This is a genomic window from Falsihalocynthiibacter sp. BN13B15, assembly GCF_041205415.1.
GTDB classification, from domain to species: Bacteria; Pseudomonadota; Alphaproteobacteria; order Rhodobacterales; family Rhodobacteraceae; genus Falsihalocynthiibacter; species Falsihalocynthiibacter arcticus.
In genome coordinates this window covers 1-363 of record NZ_JBGFCE010000103.1, presented here as the reverse complement: position 1 = coordinate 363, position 363 = coordinate 1, and the positions used below count along the sequence as shown (strand labels likewise).

Genomic DNA, 363 nt, shown 5'->3' with positions numbered 1-363 from the left:
TCTGTCTCCTTTTGGTCGTCGGCATGGTGATGGATATCACCGCAATCCTCATCATTTTGGCTCCCGTTTTGGTGCCATTGACCGAACAGGTCGGGCTAGAGCCGATCCACGCAGGTATCATTTTCATCTTGGCGCTGAATATATCGCTGATGACACCGCCAGTTGGGGCCTGCCTCTTTGTCCTGTCTTCGGTGACAGGGGAAAAAATCGAACGTATTTCCATCAAACTATTCCCGTTTCTTATAGCGGAAATCGCCATCCTCTTTGCTTTTGCCTTCTGGGAAGACGCGGCCCTTTGGTTGCCCCGAATGCTCGGTTTTGCTCAATAATCCAACCCTTCAATCCCAACTCAATAGGAGAAGA

At 49.9% G+C, this 363-nt stretch carries 1 protein-coding gene; it reads left to right on the top strand.

Annotated features, from left to right (window positions below):
- A partial coding sequence (locus AB9F26_RS22375; RefSeq protein ID WP_369769140.1) for a TRAP transporter large permease subunit occupies positions 1-329 on the top strand: 329 nt, incomplete at its 5' end.
- Positions 330-363 lie beyond the last annotated feature (34 nt).